This window comes from Chimaeribacter californicus (genome assembly GCF_002858675.1).
GTDB classification, from domain to species: Bacteria; Pseudomonadota; Gammaproteobacteria; order Enterobacterales; family Enterobacteriaceae; genus Chimaeribacter; species Chimaeribacter californicus.
The window spans coordinates 1-4,561 of sequence record NZ_PJZF01000040.1 but is presented as its reverse complement, the minus strand read 5'-3'; the positions used below and the strand labels follow the sequence as shown (position 1 = coordinate 4,561).

At 45.3% G+C, this 4,561-nt stretch carries 4 protein-coding genes, 4 tRNA genes and 1 rRNA gene; 8 read left to right on the top strand and 1 reads right to left on the bottom strand.

Annotation, left to right across the window (positions count from 1 at the left end):
• From rrf to birA, 3 genes are all read left to right on the top strand, one after another.
• Nucleotides 1-92, top strand: a 5S ribosomal RNA gene (gene rrf / locus CYR55_RS22440); the annotation flags it as partial.
• Nucleotides 93-326: 234 nt separating this feature from the next.
• Nucleotides 327-1,364, top strand: coding sequence for a UDP-N-acetylmuramate dehydrogenase (murB, locus tag CYR55_RS22435; RefSeq protein ID WP_101818529.1), 1,038 nt, complete (start codon nucleotides 327-329; stop codon nucleotides 1,362-1,364).
• Complete coding sequence (gene birA / locus CYR55_RS22430; protein ID WP_101818528.1) at nucleotides 1,361-2,320, top strand: bifunctional biotin--[acetyl-CoA-carboxylase] ligase/biotin operon repressor BirA; 960 nt, start codon at nucleotides 1,361-1,363, stop codon at nucleotides 2,318-2,320. Before murB ends, birA begins: the two co-directional genes overlap by 4 nt.
• A gap of 31 nt (nucleotides 2,321-2,351) precedes the next feature.
• Here the strand turns inward: birA and coaA are convergent, their stop codons facing one another.
• On the bottom strand, nucleotides 2,352-3,302 hold the full coding sequence (gene coaA / locus CYR55_RS22425; protein ID WP_101818527.1) for a type I pantothenate kinase: 951 nt from the start codon (nucleotides 3,300-3,302) through the stop codon (nucleotides 2,352-2,354).
• 494 nt (nucleotides 3,303-3,796) lie between these two features.
• Between coaA and CYR55_RS22420 the strand changes: the two genes are divergently transcribed.
• The 5 genes from CYR55_RS22420 to CYR55_RS22400 form a co-directional block, all read left to right on the top strand.
• A tRNA-Thr gene (locus tag CYR55_RS22420) sits at nucleotides 3,797-3,872 on the top strand.
• Nucleotides 3,873-3,885: 13 nt separating this feature from the next.
• Nucleotides 3,886-3,970, top strand: a tRNA-Tyr gene (locus CYR55_RS22415).
• A 140-nt stretch (nucleotides 3,971-4,110) separates the two neighbouring features.
• Nucleotides 4,111-4,185, top strand: a tRNA-Gly gene (locus tag CYR55_RS22410).
• Nucleotides 4,186-4,191: 6 nt separating this feature from the next.
• Nucleotides 4,192-4,267: transfer RNA gene (locus tag CYR55_RS22405), tRNA-Thr, on the top strand.
• A gap of 108 nt (nucleotides 4,268-4,375) precedes the next feature.
• Nucleotides 4,376-4,561: GTP-binding protein (locus CYR55_RS22400; protein WP_241522145.1), on the top strand; the 186-nt coding region annotated here is incomplete at its 3' end.

Below are 4,561 nucleotides of genomic sequence, written 5' to 3'. Positions count from 1 at the left end.
CCACCTGACCCCATGCCGAACTCAGAAGTGAAACGCCGTAGCGCCGATGGTAGTGTGGGGTCTCCCCATGCGAGAGTAGGGAACTGCCAGGCATCAAATCAAGCACGAGGCCATCCGTAAGGATGGCCTTTTTGCTATGTAGTAAATCCAATAAAAATGTTCAGTTACTGACAATACCCTTCTCCTTTCTTTCCAATATAATCATTCTGATATTTAGGATGTTTTATTGAATAAACCTTTTAGCTACTGGTCACTTTAAACAATGGATCTACCAGGCTCAGAATCGGGTAGACTATCTGAGATCCCGTTGAGATGAGTTGTGAGCCATGCCTAATCCCCAAATATCGTTGAAGCCTTGTAATACCTTCCAAATTGATGCTAAAGCAAAAAACATCATTAATGCTGATTCTGTTGAAAAATTGCTCTTAGCCTGGCAAGAAGCCACATCAATGCAACAGGATATTTTATTAATGGGGGAGGGCAGTAATATGCTTTTCCTCGAAGATTTTAATGGCACCGTTATTCTAAATCGCATAAAAGGTATTCGTTGCTTAGAAACGTCTACTCACTGGCTGTTGGAAGTAGGGGCTGGTGAAAACTGGCATCAACTGGTCTGTTATACATTAGCGCTGGGTATAAAAGGCTTAGAAAATCTGGCCTTGATCCCTGGTTGTGTTGGATCCGCGCCTATCCAGAATATCGGTGCTTACGGTATTGAACTGAAACATGTATGTAATTATGTTGATGTCATGAATCTGCGCACTGGAGAAATGACTCGTCTCAGTCAGGAAGAGTGCCAATTTGGTTACCGTGAAAGTATTTTCAAGCATCAATATCGCGAGGGATTTGCAGTTATTGCTGTAGGTTTTATCTTGTCAAAAGTATGGCAGCCAACCTTAAGCTATGGCGATCTAAGAAATTTGAATGCATCAACAGCCACGGCACAAGATGTCTTTGAGGCAGTATGCCACATGCGGCGTAGTAAATTACCTGATCCCGCTGTAACAGGAAATGCCGGCAGTTTCTTCAAGAACCCGGTTGTTCCTCAAGCAATTTTAGAAAAGATTCAGCATGAGTTTCCTGAGGTCCCAGCTTATCCTCAGTCTAATGGTGATACCAAGTTAGCCGCAGGTTGGCTCATTGAGAAATGTGGTTTAAAAGGTTACGTACAAGGAGAGGCCGCGGTGCACGCACAGCAAGCGCTGGTTTTGATCAATCGTGGGCAGGCATCAGGCGAAGAGATCAGAGCATTGGCAAAGCACGTACGTGAAACAGTAGGGGACCGTTTCAACATTTGGTTAGAACCTGAAGTGCGCTTTATTGCAGCACATGGTGAAGTTAATGCTGTAGAGGCGCTTTTATGAAAGATCTTACGATCCCATTACATCTCATCCATATTTTGTCAGATGGCGAGTTTCACTCAGGTGAACAGCTGGGCAATCAGTTGGGCATGAGCCGTGCCGCTGTGAATAAGCATATTCAGACTATCCGCGAATGGGGTTTAGATATATTTACTATTCCAGGTAAAGGATATAGCTTGCCTGCCGCTATACAACTCTTAGATAAAGAGAAAATAGTAGAGAACCTGCCCGAAGGGAATATTACAGTACTTTCTGTCATTGATTCTACGAACCAATACCTCTTAGATCGGATTGGTGAGCTGAAGTCTGGAGATGCCTGTGTTGCCGAATATCAGCATGCAGGGCGTGGACGTCGTGGAAGGCAATGGATCTCGCCCTTTGGGGCTAACCTTTATTTATCCATGTTCTGGCGATTGGAGCAGGGGCCCGCTGCTGCAATGGGACTTAGCCTGGTTATTGGTATTGTAATGGCTGAAGTCTTACAGCAACTAGGTGCAGACGACGTCAGAGTGAAATGGCCTAACGATCTCTATCTGCGTGATCGCAAGTTGGCAGGTATTTTAGTTGAGTTGACAGGTAAAACCGGTGATGCGGCGCAACTCGTCATTGGAGCTGGAATCAACTTAGCTATGCGTGAATCGACTAGCCAGGCAATCAATCAGGGTTGGATTAACTTGCAGGAAGCCGGTGTAGTCATTGACCGCAATCAGCTATCTGCAATGTTGTTGATGCATTTAAGGCAAGCATTGCGTGAATTCGAAGTGGAAGGCCTATCGCCTTTCATTAAACGTTGGAATCAACTAGATAACTTTAAAGATCGTGAAGTGAAGCTGCTTATCGGTGACCAGGAAATTTATGGTATAGCGCGTGGTATCGATGCCCAAGGCGGATTATTGCTGGAGCGTAGTGGTATTATAAAACCTTTTATCGGCGGAGAAATATCTTTGCGTGGAGTTTGAATAGATATTCAGGGGGATTTTCCCCCTGTCATCATTTACGTAAGCGAACAGATTCAACAGCATGATTAGCACTTTTAGTCATAATCAAGCTAGCGCGCTCCCGGGTAGGTAATATATTTTGCTGTAAATTTAAACCATTAATTTCATGCCAAAGTTGCGTGGCTATATTAATTGCCTCTGGCTCAGAGAGTTTGGCATAATTATGAAAATATGAGTTAGGATCGGAAAACGCACCCTGGCGGAACTTTAAGAAACGATTAATATACCAACCCTGTAGTAGGGGCTCAGGCGCATCTACATAGATAGAAAAATCAACAAAATCAGAAACAAATACCCGATGTGGATCGTGCGGGTAATCCATCCCACTTTGCAAAACATTCAACCCTTCCAGGATTAAAATATCAGGTTGCTCAATCGTTTTATTTCCATCAGGGATGATGTCATAAATCAGGTGTGAGTAGACCGGTGCTGTAACCTTCTGCGCACCCGATTTAACCTCAGAGACAAAACGTACGAGATTGTGCATATCATAGGATTGCGGGAAGCCTTTTTTCTTCATTAAACCACGTTCCTGCAAGACTTTGTTTGGATGCAGGAAGCCGTCTGTCGTAATCAATTCAACCGTGCGGTGTTCAGGCCAGCGGCTTAATAAAGCCTGGAGTAAACGGGCAGTAGTGCTTTTACCTACGGCCACGCTGCCGGCAATCCCGATAACATAAGGAATCTTCTGACCATCAGTACCAAGGAACTGCTCCAGCACGGCCTGACGACGTAGGTTTGAACTAATATAGAAATTAAGCAGGCGCGAGAGCGGCAAGTAAATTTGCGCCACCTCATCTAAAGACAAATCTTCATTGATGCCTTTTAACTTAACGATCTCTTCTTCGGTAAGTGTGAGCGGCACTGAATCACGTAAGGCTGCCCACTGCGTTCGATTGAACTGGAGATAGGGCGTCGCCAGGGATTGGTCTTTCTTCGTCATAAGCTGCGTCTGCCTGTTAGCGCATGCCGGGAGGGGCGCCGTACGCCTACCCAGACAGTAAACAAGCTGTCTATTATAAACAGCTTAATTTTTCACGTAGACAATTTTCTTACAAAGGCATGTTTTCTTTGAGACTTAGCTTCCAACATCAGACGAGAGCTGCTGACGAGAAGAGACCTTACTGAAGCTTAGGAACATTACTCACAGAGGGCTGAGAGAGCTTTTACCTTATAGCGATAATTGGCAGAGAAACGTTTTCAGGTAATGGGATAGGCCATCGTAGGGGCATGATGAGCCAAAATGAGCCAAAGCGACATTACACAGATGTCTCTGTTTTTGCTATTTAGCCTAAATGTTAACTAATTTATTGCTCCTTTTTTATTCTATTCGGACGTAAAAAGAATGATTTGCGTAAAAACTGAGCATAAGCACACGAAAAACAAATTTTTTGTTGCATAGGTGCGGATGTCTCCCTAGAATGCGCTGCACTTGATGCCGGCTTAGCTCAGTTGGTAGAGCAACTGACTTGTAATCAGTAGGTCGCCAGTTCGATTCCGGCAGCCGGCACCAAATCAAGTAACCAGGTGGGGTTCCCGAGCGGCCAAAGGGAGCAGACTGTAAATCTGCCGTCACAGACTTCGAAGGTTCGAATCCTTCCCCCACCACCATATTCACCCTACCGCCTGGCGATAGGGAGGCTTGAAATGACACAAAGTGATTTCAGGCGAAGCGGGAAGAGATCGTAACTTACCAATCCTCTTTCAGCTTCAACAATCTACAGAAAAATCAGGTAGCCGAGTTCCAGGATGCGGGCATCGTATAATGGCTATTACCTCAGCCTTCCAAGCTGATGATGTGGGTTCGATTCCCACTGCCCGCTCCAAGATGTGCTGATATAGCTCAGTTGGTAGAGCGCACCCTTGGTAAGGGTGAGGTCGGCAGTTCGAATCTGCCTATCAGCACCACTTCTTATTATCTCGCCCCTGATTCTCTTTCTGTTGTGGATTCAGCAAGCAAATGCTTGGTTGATGTGGTGAAACCACCGATTTACTCGTGTATTAGAGGGACAATCGATGTCTAAAGAAAAATTTGAACGTAAAAAACCGCACGTTAACGTCGGTACTATCGGCCACGTTGACCACGGTAAAACAACGCTGACCGCTGCAATCACCAACGTACTGGCTAAGAAATTCGGTGGCCAGGCGCGTGCTTTCGACCAGATCGATAACGCACCGGAAGAAAAAGCACGTGGTATCACC

Excerpts from the sequence above, each read along its gene's own strand:
- birA (WP_101818528.1), top strand. The coding sequence starts at position 1,361 with ATGAAAGATCTTACGATCCCATTACATCTCATCCATATTTTGTCAGAT.
- murB (WP_101818529.1), top strand. The coding sequence starts at position 327 with ATGCCTAATCCCCAAATATCGTTGAAGCCTTGTAATACCTTCCAAATT.
- coaA (WP_101818527.1), bottom strand. The coding sequence starts at position 3,302 with ATGACGAAGAAAGACCAATCCCTGGCGACGCCCTATCTCCAGTTCAAT.